The organism is Pseudomonas sp. NFACC39-1 (assembly GCF_900110355.1).
GTDB classification, from domain to species: Bacteria; Pseudomonadota; Gammaproteobacteria; order Pseudomonadales; family Pseudomonadaceae; genus Aquipseudomonas; species Aquipseudomonas tehranensis.
In genome coordinates this window covers 492,806-507,728 of record NZ_FODL01000002.1, presented here as the reverse complement: position 1 = coordinate 507,728, position 14,923 = coordinate 492,806, and the positions used below count along the sequence as shown (strand labels likewise).

Below are 14,923 nucleotides of genomic sequence, written 5' to 3'. Positions count from 1 at the left end.
CGCGATGGCAGTGGATCAGCCAGTAGAGATGTGACTGACATGCCGCCATCGCGAGCAGGCTCGCTCCCACAGGGGGACTGCAATCCCTTCGCCCCAATGTGGCGCATCTGATCGCACCAGCACCCTTGCTGCGTTCATTGATGGTGCGTCTGCACTTTTACTCCGCCGCCCCAACCCCGCATTCCCAAGCCTTTCTCCAACCGGGCACACCCCTTGCAAAAGCCCCTTCAGCGTCCGCATCTGCCATCGAAAAAAACTCATAATTGCACGGAGATCGCACAATGAAGCGTCGTAGCTTGATCAAGGCTTTCACACTCTCGGCAAGCATTGCCGCGATGGGCATGGCCTGGACCGTCCAGGCCGCCGAAACCATCAAGGTCGGCATCCTGCATTCATTGTCCGGCACCATGGCGATCTCCGAGACGTCCCTCAAGGACATGGCGCTGATGACCATCGACGAGATCAACGCCAAGGGTGGGGTCAACGGCAAGCAGCTCGAAGCGGTGGTCGTGGACCCGGCATCGAACTGGCCGCTGTTCGCGGAAAAAGGCCGCCAGTTGCTGACCCAGGACAAGGTCGCGGTGGTGTTCGGCTGCTGGACATCGGTGTCGCGCAAATCCGTGTTGCCGGTGTTCGAAGAGCTCAACGGCCTGCTGTTCTACCCGGTGCAATACGAAGGCGAAGAGATGTCGCCGAACGTGTTCTACACCGGCGCGGCGCCGAACCAGCAGGCGATTCCGGCGGTGGAATACCTGATGAGCGAAGAAGGCGGCAGTGCCAAGCGCTACTTCCTGCTGGGCACCGACTACGTCTACCCGCGCACCACCAACAAGATCCTGCGTTCGTTCCTGCATTCCAAAGGTGTGGCAGACAAGGACATCGAAGAGGTCTACACCCCGTTCGGCCACAGCGACTACCAGACCATCGTGGCCAACATCAAAAAATTCTCGGCCGGTGGCAAGACCGCGGTCATCTCCACGGTCAACGGCGACTCCAATGTGCCGTTCTACAAAGAACTGGCGAACCAGGGCCTGAAAGCCACCGACGTACCGGTGGTGGCGTTCTCGGTGGGCGAAGAGGAACTGCGCGGTATCGACACCAAACCGCTGGTGGGCAACCTGGCGGCGTGGAACTACTTCGAGTCCGTGGATAACCCGGCGAACAAGAAATTCGTCGACTCCTGGAAGGCCTACGCCAAAGCCAAGAATCTGCCAGGCGCCGATAAAGCCGTGACCAACGACCCGATGGAAGCCACCTACGTCGGCATCCATATGTGGGCCCAAGCGGTTGAAAAAGCCAAGTCCACCGACGTCGACAAAGTCCGCGAAGCCCTGGCCGGCCAGACGTTCGACGCACCGTCGGGCTACACCCTGACCATGGACAAGACCAACCACCACCTGCACAAGCCGGTGATGATCGGCGAGATCCAGGACGACGGCCAGTTCAACGTGGTCTGGCAGACCGAAGGCCCGATCCGCGCCCAGCCGTGGAGCCCGTTCATCGAAGGCAACGACAAGAAGCCTGACTATGCGGTGAAGAGCAACTGAGCCCATGGGTGTCGGTCCTTGATCCCAGGACCGATACACAACCTTGTGGGAGCGAGCCTGCTCGCGATAGCGGTGGTTCAGCTAGAAATGATGTGACTGACTCTCCGTTATCGCGAGCAGGCTCGCTCCCACATAGAAAGAAGTTCGCGCAAGGCCAAGCATATGCCCACCGCCCTCTATCGCCTCATCCTCGCCCTGGTGCTGCTATTGCCACTGGAGGCCCACGCCGGTGATGCCGAAGATTTCGTCGCCGCCAAGCCTCCCCAGCAAGCCAAGCTGCTGGAAGCCTGGGCCGCGCAACCGGAACCTGAGCGTGTCGAACTGATCAACGCCTTGCAACGAGGCCAGTTGACCGTCGACGGCCAGCCCAAGACTCTGCGTCTGAACAACCGCTTGCGAGGGTTGATTGAAACCGCCCTGGCCAGCCATCAACTATTGGCCGCTGACGCCAGCGTGCGCTTGAGCGCCGCCCAGCAACTGCAAAAAAGCGCCCGCCCGGCCCAACTGGCATTTCTCGACAGGCAGTTGGCCGGCGAGCAGGACGAAGACGTGCATGCTGCCCTGAGCCTGGCGTTGGCGAACCTGCAACTGGTGGACCCCAACCCGTCGGTTCGTCTGGCTGCCGTGCGGCTGCTGGGGGAAACCGGCGATCCGTTGGCCCGCACCCGCCTCGAAGGCCTGCTCGAACCCGGCGTTGAAACTGACGCCACGGTGCGCACCGCCGCCGAAACCAGCCTCGGCCAGGTCAAGCGCAAGCTGTTGGTCGGCGAACTGCTGGGCCAGGCCTTCAGCGGCATGTCCCTGGGCTCGATCCTGCTGCTGGCTGCGCTCGGCCTGGCGATCACGTTCGGTTTGCTGGGGGTGATCAACATGGCCCACGGTGAGATGCTGATGCTCGGCGCCTACTCCACGTACGTGGTGCAGATGCTGTTCCAGCGCTTCGCTCCAAACGCCATCGAGTTCTACCCCCTGATCGCACTGCCGGTGGCGTTTTTCATCACCGCCGCCATCGGCATGGCCCTGGAGCGCACGGTGATCCGTCACCTCTATGGGCGCCCCCTGGAGACCCTGCTCGCCACTTGGGGCATCAGCCTGATGCTGATCCAACTGGTGCGCCTGATGTTCGGCGCGCAGAACGTCGAAGTCGCCAACCCGGCCTGGCTGTCCGGCGGCATCCAGGTACTGCCGAATCTCGTGCTGCCCTACAACCGCATCGTGATCATCGCTTTCGCGCTGTTCGTGGTGGTGCTGACCTGGTTGCTGCTGAACAAGACCCGCCTGGGCCTGAACGTGCGTGCCGTGACCCAGAACCGCAACATGGCCGCCTGCTGCGGCGTGCCCACCGGCCGCGTGGACATGCTCGCGTTCGGCCTCGGCTCGGGCATCGCCGGGCTCGGTGGCGTGGCCCTGAGCCAGATCGGTAACGTCGGCCCGGACCTGGGCCAGAGCTACATCATCGACTCGTTCCTGGTGGTGGTGCTAGGTGGCGTCGGTCAGTTGGCCGGCAGTGTGTTCGCCGCGTTCGGGCTGGGCATCGCCAACAAGATTCTTGAACCGCAGATCGGCGCCGTGCTCGGCAAGATCCTGATCCTCGCGCTGATCATTCTGTTCATCCAGAAGCGTCCGCAAGGCCTCTTCGCGCTCAAAGGACGGGTAATCGACTGATGAACCAGCCCCTGATGCTCACCGCCGCGCAAAAGGCCGGCCCCAAAGTCACCGTCGCCGTCGGCGCGCTGATCCTGGCAGTGCTGCTGAGCCTGCCGCTGCTGTCGCTGTTGGCGGTGGATAACCCGCTGCACGTTTCGGCTTACACCCTGACCCTGGTGGGCAAGATTCTCTGCTACGCCATCGTTGCCCTGGCGCTGGACTTGGTCTGGGGTTACGCCGGCCTGTTGTCCCTCGGCCATGGCCTGTTCTTCGCGCTGGGCGGCTATGCCATGGGCATGTACCTGATGCGCCAGGCCGCCGGTGACGGCTTGCCGGCGTTCATGACCTTTTTGTCGTGGACCGAACTGCCTTGGTACTGGAGCGGCACCGACAGCTTCCTCTGGGCCATGTGCCTGGTGGTGCTGGCGCCAGGTTTGCTGGCGCTGGTGTTCGGCTTCTTCGCCTTCCGCTCGCGGATCAAGGGCGTGTATTTCTCGATCATGACCCAGGCCCTGACGTTTGCCGGGATGCTGCTGTTTTTCCGCAATGAAACCGGGTTCGGCGGCAACAATGGCTTCACCAATTTCCGCTCGATCCTGGGCTTTGGCATCACCGAACCGGGCACCCGGGCGGTGCTGTTCCTGGCCACGGTACTGCTCTTGGTGGCGAGCCTGTTCATTGGCTGGCGCCTGGCCCGCAGCAAGTTCGGCCGAGTGCTGACCGCCCTGCGCGACGCGGAAAACCGCCTGATGTTCTGCGGCTACGACCCCCGTGGCTTCAAGCTGTTCGTCTGGGTGTTGAGCGCAGTGCTGTGCGGCCTGGCTGGGGCGCTGTATGTGCCACAGGTAGGCATCATCAACCCCAGCGAGATGTCGCCGACCAACTCCATCGAAGCCGCCGTGTGGGTCGCCCTCGGTGGACGCGGCACGCTGATCGGGCCGCTGCTGGGCGCCGGCGTGGTCAACGGCATGAAGAGCTGGTTCACCGTGGCGTTTCCCGAGTATTGGCTGTTCTTCCTTGGCGCGCTGTTCATCATCGTGACGCTGTATCTGCCTAAAGGCGTGATCGGCTTGCTGAAGAAGAGAGGCGAACAATGAGAATCACACCGACGGCCGATTTCATGCTCGAACCCATCCTCGACCCTCCTATCGATGCCAATCGGGACCAAGGCAGCAGCCGCGATGCCATCGGCCTCGGCCACGCCGCAGGCACTGGCCTGAACACCCGCCACGGCACCATCCTGACCCTGGAAGACATCAGCGTCAGCTTCGACGGTTTCAAGGCCCTGAACGCTCTGAACCTGTACATCGGCGTCGGTGAACTGCGCTGTATCATCGGTCCCAACGGCGCGGGCAAGACCACCTTGATGGACGTGATCACCGGCAAGACCCGGCCCAGCCATGGCAAGGCCTGGTTCGGTGAAACCCTGGACCTGACGAGCATGAGCGAAGTGCAGATCGCCCAGGCCGGCATCGGCCGCAAGTTCCAGAAACCCACGGTGTTCGAAGCTCTGAGCGTATTCGAGAACCTCGAATTGGCGCTCAAAACCGACAAGTCGGTATGGGCCAGCCTGCGGGCGAAACTGACCGGCGAGCAGAACGACCGCATCAGCGAAGTGCTGGAGACCATTCGCCTGACGACGTCGGTCAATCGCGCCGCCGGCCTGCTGTCCCACGGGCAGAAACAGTTTCTGGAGATCGGCATGTTGCTGGTGCAGGACCCGCAGCTCTTGCTACTCGACGAACCGGTGGCGGGCATGACCGACGCCGAAACCGAGTTCACCGCCGAGCTGTTCAAATCCCTGGCAGGCAAGCACTCGCTGATGGTGGTGGAGCACGACATGGGCTTCGTCGGCGCGATTGCCGACCACGTCACGGTGTTGCACCAGGGCAGCGTGCTGGCCGAAGGGTCGCTGGCGCAGGTGCAGGACAATGAGCGGGTGATCGAGGTGTATCTCGGTCGGTAGCCTGCAAATACATTCCCCCTGTGGGAGCGGGCCCGTGGGAGCAAAGCTTGCTCGCGATGACCGATAACCCGGTCCTTCTGATGGACCGAGGTGCTGCTGTCGCGAGCAAGCTTTGCTCCCACAGAAAGCTATTGCGCCCACAGGGGACTTGAGAGGGACTTAAGACATGCTGCAAGTCGATAAGCTGCACCAATACTACGGCGGTAGCCACATCCTGCGCGGCCTGTCGTTCGACGTGAAGGTTGGCGAGGTGACGTGCCTGCTGGGCCGCAACGGCGTGGGCAAGACCACCCTGCTCAAATGCCTGATGGGCCTGTTGCCAGCCAAGGAAGGCGCGGTGAATTGGGAAGGCAAGCCCATCACCACCTTCAAGCCGCACCAACGGGTGCACGCCGGCATTGCCTACGTGCCCCAGGGCCGGGAAGTTTTCGGGCGGCTGACGGTGGAAGAGAACCTGCTGATGGGCCTGTCGCGCTTTTCCGCTGCCGAGGCCAAGGAAGTGCCGGCGTTCATTTACGAATTGTTCCCGGTGCTGCTGCAAATGAAACAACGCCGTGGCGGTGACCTGTCCGGTGGCCAGCAACAGCAACTTGCCATTGGCCGGGCCCTGGCCAGCCGTCCGCGCCTGCTGATTCTCGACGAGCCCACCGAAGGCATTCAACCATCGGTGATCAAGGAGATCGGCGTGGTCATCAAGAAACTGGCGGCCCGGGGCGACATGGCGATTTTGCTGGTGGAGCAGTTCTACGACTTCGCCGCCGAGTTGGCCGATCAATACCTGGTGATGTCCCGGGGCGAGATCGTGCAGCAGGGGCGCGGAGAAAATATGGAAGCCGAGGGTGTACGCGGGCTGGTTACGATCTAGTCTGTAGCGCTCTAACGATAATCAGAAATCATGAACCTACCTGTCTCCTCACTGGCCCCTTCGGCCCTGTTCACCCCCAGCTGGCATGCCGAGCTGGAACTGGGTTACGCCCGGTTCGGTGACTGCACGCGCCCGGTACAGCGCCGCCACAAAGGTCCGCTGCGGGTGCAAAAACACCTGTACGCCGAAGGCCCCGAAGTGTGCCAGCACATCATCGTCCACCCGCCCGGCGGAATTGCCGGCGGTGATCGGCTGGACATCGCCGCCCACGTCGGCCCCGCTGCGTGGGCGCAGTTGACCAGTCCCGGCGCGGCCAAATGGTATCGCGCCGCCAGCCCGGCATATCAGCAACTGAACCTGAGCGTGGCCGCAGGGGCGACCCTGGAATGGTTGCCCCAGGAAACCATCGTCTTCAGCGCCGCCCAGGCCGAACTCAGCACCCGCATCGACCTGCAGGGTGACGGGCGCTTGTTCTACTGGGACATGGTGGCCCTCGGTCGACCGGCCAGCGGTGAGCGATTTGACCTGGGACACTTCCAGTCACGGCTGGACATTCGCCGCGACGGGCAGTTGCTCTGGCATGAACGCCAGCGCATTGTGGGCGGTGACGGATTGCTCGACTCGCCCATTGGACTGGGCGGCGATCCGGTGTTTGCCTCGCTGCTGGTGACTGGCGAGATTGACAGCGAGTTGCTGGAACGGTGTCGATCCCTGGACCATGACGTACGCGGTGATCTGACCCAGTTGCCCGGCCTGGTCGTGGCCCGGTGCCTGGCGAGCGAGGCGCTGCTGGCGCGGGGTTGGTTGATTGAATTGTGGCGTTTGCTCAGGCCTGCATTGCTTGGAAGAGAGGCCGTACCACCCAGAATCTGGAGCACCTGAATTGGCTTTCCTGTGGGAGCGAGCCTGCTCGCGATAGCAATCGAACAACCAATATAGATGTTGACTGACCCAGCGCTATCGCGAGCAGGCTCGCTCCCACAGGGGAACGGTGTCTAGCCCGAATTATTTATCCGCCCTTATGGATTGCACATGGACCTGACCCCACGCGAAAAAGACAAGCTGCTGATTTTCACCGCCGGTCTCGTCGCCGAGCGGCGGTTGGCTCGCGGTTTGAAGCTCAACTACCCGGAGGCGATGGCCTATATCTCCGCCGCCCTGCTCGAAGGCGCCCGCGACGGCCAGACCGTGGCCGAGCTGATGCATTACGGCACCACGCTGCTGACCCGTGAACAGGTGATGGAGGGCATCCCGGAAATGATTCCGGAGATCCAGGTCGAGGCGACGTTTCCCGACGGCACCAAACTGGTCACCGTCCACCAGCCGATCGCGTGAGGTTGCGCCATGACCTATGACATTCGTGACGCCCGGCACGCCGACTTGCCCGCGATCCGTGACATCTACAACGACGCGGTGCTACGCACCACGGCGATCTGGAACGAACAGACCGTGGACCTGGGCAATCGCCAGGCTTGGTTCAGCGCCCGACAATCGCAAGGCTATCCGGTGTTGGTGGTGGTCGATGACGAAGATAACGTGCTCGGCTATGCCTCGTTCGGCGACTGGCGACCCTTCGACGGTTTCCGGCACACCGTGGAGCATTCGGTGTACGTACGTAACGACCAATGCGGCAACGGCCTGGGCTCACTGTTGATGACGGCCCTGATCGAGCGCGCCAGGGCATGCGGCAAACACGTCATGGTCGCGGCCATTGAAAGCGCCAACGCGGCCTCGATTCGCCTGCATGAGCGGGCCGGTTTCATCACCACCGGGCAGATGCCTCAGGTGGGCACCAAATTCGGCCGCTGGCTGGATTTGACTTTCATGCAGTTGATCCTCAACCCAGGGGCGCTACCGCCTGCCGTCGACAAGGAGTGATAACCGATGAACCCCGCCCAGTTGCGTCGAGTCCCCGCTGAAAGCTTTGCGCACTATCGCCAGGGCCTGATCGATCTGCTGCTCGATGCCGTGGGCTATGGCGCCAGCGTAGGCTTCATGGCCGACCTCGACGCGGTCCAGGCCCGCGCCTATTTCGACGAGGTCCAGGCCAGTCTCAACCAGGGCCACTTACTGCTGTGGGTGGTGGTCAAGGATGAACAGGTGCAGGCCAGCGTCCAACTTGCCCTGTGCCAGAAACCCAACGGCCTCAACCGTGCCGAAGTGCAAAAGCTGCTGGTGCGCGGCGAGGCCCGCCGTCGGGGTCTCGGCCAGCAATTGATGAGCGCCCTGGAACTGGGCGCCCGCCAGCACAAGCGCGGCCTGTTGTACCTCGACACGCAGGCCGGTTCCGAGGCCGAGGCATTCTATCGCGCCATGGGCTACACCCGCGTCGGAGAACTGCCCGACTACTGCCAGAGCCCGGACGGGACCTACACCCCGACCGCCATTTACTACAAGACTTTGGGGCAACCGCAATGATTCCAGGCCAATACCAGGTCCAGCCCGGCGACATCGAACTCAACGTCGGTCGCCGCACCCTCACCCTGAACGTCGCCAACAGCGGCGACCGGCCGATCCAGGTCGGCTCGCACTATCACTTTTTCGAAACCAACGACGCCCTGGCCTTCGACCGTGCCGCCAGCCGTGGCATGCGCCTGAACATCCCGGCCGGCACCGCCGTTCGTTTCGAGCCGGGCCAGAGTCGGGAAGTCGAGCTGGTTGACCTGGCCGGCCATCGGCGGGTGTTCGGGTTTGCCGGGCGGGTGATGGGCGAACTGGATTAAAGATTAAAAGATCGCAGCCTTCGGCGGCTCCTACAGGGGAATGCGTACGCCTGTAGGAGCTGCCGAAGGCTGCGATAGCGAGTAATGCGAACGGTCCAACATCCAATTGAATCCCAAGGCGAACACATGAAAATCTCCCGCCAAGCCTACGCCGACATGTTCGGCCCCACCGTCGGCGACAAGGTCCGCCTGGCCGACACCGAACTGTGGATCGAAGTGGAAAAAGACTTCACCACCTATGGCGAAGAAGTGAAATTCGGCGGCGGCAAGGTGATTCGCGACGGCATGGGCCAGAGCCAGCTGCTGGCCGCCGAGGTCGTGGACACCTTGATCACCAATGCGCTGATCATCGATCACTGGGGCATCGTCAAGGCCGATGTCGGTCTCAAGGACGGGCGCATCGCGGCCATCGGCAAAGCCGGTAACCCGGACATCCAGCCCGATGTCACCATCGCCATCGGCGCCAGCACCGAAGTGATCGCCGGTGAAGGCATGATCCTCACGGCCGGAGGTATCGATACTCACATTCACTTCATCTGCCCGCAGCAGATCGAAGAAGCCTTGATGAGCGGTGTGACCACCATGATCGGCGGCGGTACGGGCCCAGCCACCGGGACCAATGCCACCACCTGCACCTCCGGCCCGTGGCACCTGGCGCGCATGCTCCAGGCCGCCGACGCGTTCCCGATGAACATCGGCTTCACCGGCAAGGGCAACGCCAGCTTGCCGGAGCCGTTGATCGAGCAAGTCAAGGCCGGGGCCATCGGCCTGAAGCTGCACGAAGACTGGGGCACCACCCCGGCGGCCATCGACAATTGCCTGAGCGTGGCCGACGCGTACGACGTGCAGGTGGCGATCCACACCGACACCCTCAACGAATCCGGTTTCGTGGAAACCACCCTGGCCGCGTTCAAGGGCCGTACCATCCACACCTATCACACCGAAGGCGCCGGTGGCGGGCATGCGCCGGACATCATCAAGGCCTGCGGCTTTGCCAATGTGTTGCCCAGCTCCACCAACCCGACCCGGCCGTTCACCCGCAATACCATCGACGAACACCTGGACATGCTGATGGTCTGCCATCACCTGGACCCGAGCATCGCCGAAGACGTGGCCTTCGCTGAAAGCCGTATCCGTCGTGAAACCATCGCCGCCGAAGACATCCTCCACGACCTGGGCGCGTTCTCGATGATCAGTTCCGACAGCCAGGCCATGGGCCGCGTCGGCGAAGTCATCACGCGCACCTGGCAGACCGCCGACAAGATGAAAAAACAACGCGGCGCCCTGCCCGGCGACGGCGAAGGCAACGACAATTTCCGCATCAAGCGCTACATCGCCAAGTACACCATCAACCCGGCGATTACCCATGGCATCAGCCATGAAGTGGGCTCCATCGAAGTGGGCAAGTGGGCTGACCTGGTGCTGTGGCGCCCGGCATTTTTCGGCGTCAAGCCGACCCTGATCCTCAAGGGCGGGGCGATTGCGGCAAGCCTGATGGGCGACGCCAACGCCTCGATCCCGACACCGCAACCGGTGCACTACCGACCGATGTTCGCCAGCTACGGCGGCTCGCGGCACGCCACCAGCCTGACCTTTATCAGTCAGGCCGCCGCCGAGGCGGGGCTGCCCGAACAGCTTGGATTAAAGAAGAGAATTGCCGTGGTCAAAGGTTGCCGAGAGGTGCAGAAAACCGACTTGATCCACAACGATTACCTACCGAGCATCGATGTCGATCCGCAGACCTACCAGGTCAAGGCCGATGGGGTGTTGTTGTGGTGTGAGCCGGCTGATGTGCTGCCGATGGCGCAGCGGTATTTTCTGTTTTGATGGTTGGTTGATACTGACCGAACGCAGGCCCCGTGGCGAGGGAGCTTGCTCCCGCTGGGCTGCGTAGCGGCCCTCGCTTTTTGGCGGTCGCTGCGCAACCGAGCGGGAGCAAGCTCCCTCGCCACGGGTGCCCGCCTCACCTATGGCGTAGGCTGTTGCCTCGCATCACTCCACCAACCGCCCCAACCGCTGCTTGAGCATGCGGTTTTCGTTGCGCAGTTGCTGTACTTCTTCCAGCAGGTCCAGTGCCAGGGCGACGCCTTCCCATTCCAGCTCCAGCTCGCGTCGAAGCTTGGCCGCACGGCGGGCCAGGACCAGTTCGTAATCGGTGAAACGCCAATCTGCCGGTGCTGCGCCATGGGGTTCGAGAATGCCGTGCTCGACGATTTCAATCACATGGACGTCCGCCAATGCAGCGGCCTCACAGAATTCCAGCAGGTTCAGTTCAATGATCGGGTTGTTCATAGTCTGCTTCTCCCAATGCTTTAACTGTGTAGGAGCTGACGAGTGAAACGAGGCTGCGATCTTTCCATTCCCCATTGAGTCTAGAGCGGAAGATCAAAAGATCGCAGCCTCGTTCCACTCGTCAGCTCCTACCAACAGGGACCGGCCGCTGTCAGAAATTCTCCCGCGGATCGAACGCGGCCTTCTTCGCCAGCTCCGCCCACAACGCCTTGACCGCCTCGTCGCTGCTCTTGGGCATCACCGCCTTGAGCTGCACGAACAGGTAGCCGCGCTCGCCCGCTTTGTTACGCAAACCGTGGCCTTTGGCGCGCATGCGCTGGCCGTTCTGGCTGCCGGCCGGAACCTTGAGGTTGATCTTGCCGGTGAGGGTCGGCACCGCCACTTCAGTGCCCAGCGCCAATTCCCACGGTGCCAGGGGCAAGGTGATGATCAGATCCTGGCCTTCGACGTCGAACTTGGGGTGCGGCGCGAAGCGAATGGTCAGGTACAAATCACCATTGGCACCACCGCCGACACCCGGCGCCCCCTGGCCCTTGAGGCGGATGCGTTCGCCGTCGGTCACCCCCAGCGGAATCTTCACGTTCAGGCTTTTGCTGGTGTTGCTCACATGCTGGCCGGCGGCGTTGTACTGCGGCACCTGGAAGCTGACTTTTTTCGACTCGTTCGACAGCGTTTCTTCCAGGAAAATCGGTAATTCCATTTCCACGTCTTGCCCTCGACGACCAGTGCTGCGGCCTGACTGTCCGCCACCGAAACCCGGCCCGCGATTACCGAAAATCGAACTGAAGAAGTCCGAGAAATCCCCTGTGTCCTGGCCGCCAAACCCACCACGGCTCTGCCAGCCCGGCGGCCCCTGGAAAGGCTGGCCGTGCTGGCCATAGCGACGCAGGTCATCGTACTCGGCGCGTTTGTCGGCGCTTTTCAGCGCTTCATAGGCTTCGGAGACGTCCTTGAACTTGGTCTCGGCATCCTTTTCCTTACTCACATCCGGGTGATATTTGCGGGCCAGTTTGCGATAAGCAGCCTTGATCGTGGCGTCATCGGCCGTCGGCTCCACACCCAGAATCTTGTAATAGTCTTTGAAGTCCATCGAAGGATCACCATCCGTTATCGATATCGCGCCGCCACCCGCAGCATGCTCGTGATACAAGTCCTGGGGTTTGACCGATCTCAAGGTTTGTGACCGGGCGGCGCTTCAGAAGTTTATCGGCAGCCGGTGGCGGTTCTTGTACCCGCCCTGTGGCTACCAGGCTCATGCCAGCAAGTTTGGGGGTATAAGAGCGTCTTTCAAGGCCAGTGATTGCGAATTAGCAGATAACCGGCCTTCGAATCCGGGCCGCACTGACATACACTGCGCGGCCGTTTTTTCAACTGGAACCCGAAAGACATGAAAAACGCATCTCCGGCCCGTGCCTGCGGCATCGACTTCGGCACGTCCAACTCCACTGTCGGCTGGCTGCGCCCCGGCATGGAAACGCTGATTGCGCTGGAGGACGACAAGATCACCCTGCCCTCGGTGGTCTTTTTCAATCTCGAGGAACGCCGCCCGGTGTATGGCCGCCTGGCCCTGCACGAGTACCTGGAAGGCTACGAAGGTCGGCTGATGCGCTCGCTCAAGAGCCTGCTGGGCTCCAAGCTGATCAAGCACGACACCAGCGTGCTGGGCACGGCCATGCCCTTCAAAGACCTGCTGGGGCTATTCATCGGCCAGTTGAAGAAGCGCGCCGAGGCCACCGCCGGTCGGGAATTCGAAGAAGTGGTACTGGGTCGCCCGGTGTTTTTCGTCGACGACGATGAAATGGCCGATCAGGAAGCGGAAAACACCCTGGTGGACGTGGCCCGCGCCATCGGTTTCAAGGAAGTCTCGTTCCAGTATGAGCCCATCGCGGCGGCCTTCGATTATGAATCGACCATCGAGAAAGAGGAGCTGGTGCTGATCGTCGACATCGGCGGTGGTACGTCGGACTTCTCGCTGGTGCGCCTGTCGCCCGAACGCCGCACCCACGACAACCGCCACGCGGATATCCTCGCCACCGGCGGCGTGCACATCGGCGGGACCGATTTCGACAAGCAGCTCTCGCTGGCCGGCCTGATGCCGCTGTTCGGCTACGGCAGCCGCATGAAAAGCGGCGCCTACATGCCCACCAGCCACCACATGAACCTGGCAACCTGGCACACCATCAACGGCGTGTACTCACAAAAATCCACCCTGGCCCTGGCCAGCATGCGTTACGACATCGAAGACACCGGGGGCATCGACCGGTTGTTCAAGCTGATCGACCAGCGCGCCGGGCACTGGCTGGCGATGGAAGTGGAAGAAACCAAGATCCAGCTGACCCACACCGACCAGCGCCATGTGGCCCTGGACCGGATCGAGGCGGGCCTGAGCGTGGACCTGAGCCGGGAGTTGTTTGAATCGGCCATCGACGGCCTGCTGGAGCGGGTGCGCGGCAGCGTCACGCAATTGCTGGGCGATGCCAACGTACGCGTCGATCAGGTGGACACGGTGTTCTTTACCGGCGGCTCCAGCGGCATCCCGGCGCTGCGCAACAGCGTCTCGGCCATGCTCCCCCTGGCCCGGCATGTGGAAGGCAACATCTTCGGCAGCATCGGCAGCGGATTGGCGATCGAGGCGATGAAGCGCTACGGCACTCAGGTCTGATTCAAGACCGAGGCGCGGCCTTCGCGAGCAAGCCCGCTCCCACAGTTGACCGAGTTCCTTCAGAAAGAATGCGGTTCAAATGTGGGAGCGGGCTTGCTCGCGAAGGCGTCAGATCAGCCAACACATTTCCTGGATCAAACCATCCCCACCTGCTTCAACTCACTCTTGAGATACGCATAGTAGATCGGCCCCGCCACCACGCCCGGCAGGCCGAACGCGGCTTCGAACACCAGCATCGCCATGAGCAATTCCCAGGACTTGGCGCTGATCTGCCCACCGACGATGCGGGCATTGAGGAAGTATTCGAGCTTGTGGATGACGATCAGGTAGCCCAGCGCGGCCATTGCCACCCAGATCGACAGCGACAAGGCGACGATGGTGATCAGGGTGTTGGACATCAGGTTGCCAATGACCGGCAGCAGCCCCAACAGGAACGTCATGACGATCAGGGTCTTGGTCAGCGGCAGGTGGATGCCGAACAGCGGCAGCACCACCGCCAGGAAGATCCCGGTAAAGAAGGTGTTGAGCAGGGAAATCTTGATCTGGGCGAACACAATGTTGCGGAACGCCTTGACCAACAGGTTCAGACGGTCGAACAGCGCCGCAGCCAGGGGCTTGCGCTTGGTCAGGTCGGGGATGCGCTGCAGGGCGACGATGGCCCCCAGGACCATGCCGATCAACAACGTCACGAACATGTGGGCCGCATCCTTGCCCACCAGCTGCAAGTCGCTCAGGTGCTTGGTCATCCAGTCGCCAATGGCCACCCGGAACTCGGCCGCGCTGGCCGGCAGGTAGGCGTCGATGAACGGCGGCAACTGCCCCCGGGCGCGGTCGACCACCGCCATGAACATGTCCAGGGACGACCCCGGGTTTTCCGCCTCATGGAGCAGGAAACTGAAGGCCCCGGCGAAAATCAGCGTCAGCACACTGACCACCAGCGTGCCCAGCAGCGCCACCGCCAACCAGCGGGCCCGCCGGCCCTCGATCAGCCGTTGCAGTTGCGGGGTGAGCATGTTGACCAGCTCGAACACCAGTAAACCGGCCAAAAGGCTCGGCAACAGGCGCAGTGGCAGCACCAGCAACAACCCACCAAAAATGATCACCCAACTGATCACCAACAAGACATGACGCTGAGAAAACGTTGGCATACAGCCTCAGAACAAAACGGCGTAAAGGATCGGCAGTCTGCCAGCGTTCTGCTGGCGAAGCGAGAAGATCGCA

Annotated in this window: 15 protein-coding genes; 12 read left to right on the top strand and 3 right to left on the bottom strand. The window is 62.1% G+C overall.

Translation table 11 applies throughout. The features are described from left to right. Positions 1–281: 281 nt before the first annotated feature. The 11 genes from urtA to ureC all read left to right on the top strand — a co-directional run bounded on the left by urtA (position 282) and on the right by ureC (position 10,575). Positions 282–1,547, top strand: a complete 1,266-nt coding sequence (gene urtA, locus BMY45_RS06585) for an urea ABC transporter substrate-binding protein (protein ID WP_092395850.1) — start codon at positions 282–284, stop codon at positions 1,545–1,547. Positions 1,548–1,709: 162 nt separating this feature from the next. Continuing rightward, the gene (gene urtB, locus BMY45_RS06580; protein WP_092395848.1) at positions 1,710–3,212 is read left to right on the top strand and encodes an urea ABC transporter permease subunit UrtB; all 1,503 of its coding nucleotides are present in this window, start codon (positions 1,710–1,712) and stop codon (positions 3,210–3,212) included. Then, on the top strand, positions 3,212–4,291 hold the full coding sequence (gene urtC, locus BMY45_RS06575; protein WP_092395846.1) for an urea ABC transporter permease subunit UrtC: 1,080 nt from the start codon (positions 3,212–3,214) through the stop codon (positions 4,289–4,291). Before urtB ends, urtC begins: the two co-directional genes overlap by 1 nt. After that, a complete protein-coding gene (gene urtD / locus BMY45_RS06570) occupies positions 4,288–5,160 on the top strand; it encodes an urea ABC transporter ATP-binding protein UrtD (RefSeq protein WP_092395844.1) in 873 nt (290 codons plus the stop codon). The genes urtC and urtD overlap by 4 nt, the downstream gene beginning before the upstream one ends. Before the next feature lie 166 nt (positions 5,161–5,326). Further along, positions 5,327–6,025, top strand: coding sequence for an urea ABC transporter ATP-binding subunit UrtE (gene urtE, locus BMY45_RS06565; protein WP_092395842.1), 699 nt, complete (start codon positions 5,327–5,329; stop codon positions 6,023–6,025). A gap of 30 nt (positions 6,026–6,055) precedes the next feature. Then, positions 6,056–6,907 (top strand): urease accessory protein UreD, encoded by an 852-nt coding sequence (locus tag BMY45_RS06560; RefSeq protein WP_092395840.1) that lies wholly within the window; start codon positions 6,056–6,058, stop codon positions 6,905–6,907. 150 nt (positions 6,908–7,057) lie between these two features. Then, a complete protein-coding gene (gene ureA, locus BMY45_RS06555; RefSeq protein WP_047227360.1) occupies positions 7,058–7,360 on the top strand; it encodes an urease subunit gamma in 303 nt (100 codons plus the stop codon). Between the two features lie 9 nt (positions 7,361–7,369). Next, positions 7,370–7,903 (top strand): GNAT family N-acetyltransferase, encoded by a 534-nt coding sequence (locus tag BMY45_RS06550; protein WP_092395838.1) that lies wholly within the window; start codon positions 7,370–7,372, stop codon positions 7,901–7,903. A 6-nt stretch (positions 7,904–7,909) separates the two neighbouring features. Further along, a complete protein-coding gene (locus BMY45_RS06545) occupies positions 7,910–8,443 on the top strand; it encodes a GNAT family N-acetyltransferase (protein ID WP_092395836.1) in 534 nt (177 codons plus the stop codon). After that, the gene (locus BMY45_RS06540) at positions 8,440–8,748 is read left to right on the top strand and encodes an urease subunit beta (protein WP_092395834.1); all 309 of its coding nucleotides are present in this window, start codon (positions 8,440–8,442) and stop codon (positions 8,746–8,748) included. The genes BMY45_RS06545 and BMY45_RS06540 overlap by 4 nt, the downstream gene beginning before the upstream one ends. 126 nt (positions 8,749–8,874) lie before the next feature. Beyond that, a complete protein-coding gene (gene ureC / locus BMY45_RS06535) occupies positions 8,875–10,575 on the top strand; it encodes an urease subunit alpha (protein WP_092395832.1) in 1,701 nt (566 codons plus the stop codon). 165 nt (positions 10,576–10,740) lie between these two features. Here the strand turns inward: ureC and BMY45_RS06530 are convergent, their stop codons facing one another. Both BMY45_RS06530 and BMY45_RS06525 read right to left on the bottom strand, forming a co-directional pair. Further along, positions 10,741–11,040 (bottom strand): chaperone modulator CbpM, encoded by a 300-nt coding sequence (locus tag BMY45_RS06530; RefSeq protein WP_092395830.1) that lies wholly within the window; start codon positions 11,038–11,040, stop codon positions 10,741–10,743. Between the two features lie 151 nt (positions 11,041–11,191). Beyond that, positions 11,192–12,130 carry a DnaJ C-terminal domain-containing protein gene (locus BMY45_RS06525; protein ID WP_092395828.1) on the bottom strand — a complete coding sequence of 313 codons (939 nt, stop codon included), beginning with the start codon at positions 12,128–12,130 and terminating at the stop codon, positions 11,192–11,194. Between the two features lie 297 nt (positions 12,131–12,427). Between BMY45_RS06525 and BMY45_RS06520 the strand changes: the two genes are divergently transcribed. After that, positions 12,428–13,702 (top strand): Hsp70 family protein, encoded by a 1,275-nt coding sequence (locus tag BMY45_RS06520; RefSeq protein ID WP_092395826.1) that lies wholly within the window; start codon positions 12,428–12,430, stop codon positions 13,700–13,702. A gap of 134 nt (positions 13,703–13,836) precedes the next feature. Here the strand turns inward: BMY45_RS06520 and BMY45_RS06515 are convergent, their stop codons facing one another. Beyond that, on the bottom strand, positions 13,837–14,850 hold the full coding sequence (locus BMY45_RS06515; protein WP_092395824.1) for an AI-2E family transporter: 1,014 nt from the start codon (positions 14,848–14,850) through the stop codon (positions 13,837–13,839). Positions 14,851–14,923: the final 73 nt, after the last annotated feature.